The organism is Vibrio sp. 2130-1 (assembly GCF_033339515.1).
In genome coordinates this window covers 1-710 of record NZ_JAWOUT010000264.1, presented here as the reverse complement: position 1 = coordinate 710, position 710 = coordinate 1, and the positions used below count along the sequence as shown (strand labels likewise).

Here is a 710-nt window from a genome sequence, read left to right as displayed (position 1 = left end):
TGGCAGCAATGCACCGCGCTCTGGCTGGTCGTTTGGTGGCAAATGTTCCCACTTAGGGCCACCAACCGAACCAAATAGAACCGCGTCAGACTCTTCACACGCTGTTACCGTACTTTCTGGAAGTGGGCAACCATGATTATCGATAGCGATACCACCAACATCATGTTCTTCGCGCTCAAATGAGATGCCATGTTTTTGCTCGATAGCATTCAGAACTTTATGCGCTTGAGCCATCACTTCTGGGCCGATGCCGTCACCAGGAAGTACGGCAATTTTGTATGATTTGTCTGTCATGTTATTCCTTTAATCTTCTAATTTTTGAGCTTAATTATTTGAAATTGTGTTATTTGTCCCTGAGCGATAAAGCTCAGTATGACTATACCGTAGCAATCTTTTTCTGCTTCATCTCGGCAATGGTGTCTGCGCGAAGGATGCTGTTGATAACATGCAATAGTGCTTGACCAGAAGCTTCTACGATATCGGTTGAAACGCCCGTACCGTGGTATTTTCTACCTTTGTAGTTGGCAATGATGTCTGCTTGACCTAGACCATCCTCACCTTCACCTTTTGCGGTTAGATCGAATTTATCTAGTACGATTTCGTAACCTGTCACGCGGTAGATACATTGGTATAGCGCATCAACCGGACCATTGCCGACCGCTGCTTCACACATTTCCGCATCACCACATTGCATCTTGATGCTGGTGGTT

At 45.8% G+C, this 710-nt stretch carries 2 protein-coding genes; both read right to left on the bottom strand.

The annotated features are described in order from the left end of the window. Positions 1-294 (bottom strand): isocitrate/isopropylmalate family dehydrogenase (locus R7Q09_RS25630; RefSeq protein WP_318143876.1); only part of this gene is annotated, 294 nt, incomplete at its 3' end. 82 nt (positions 295-376) lie between these two features. Beyond that, the coding region (locus R7Q09_RS25625) for an alpha-isopropylmalate synthase regulatory domain-containing protein (RefSeq protein WP_318143875.1) at positions 377-710 on the bottom strand (334 nt) is incomplete at its 5' end.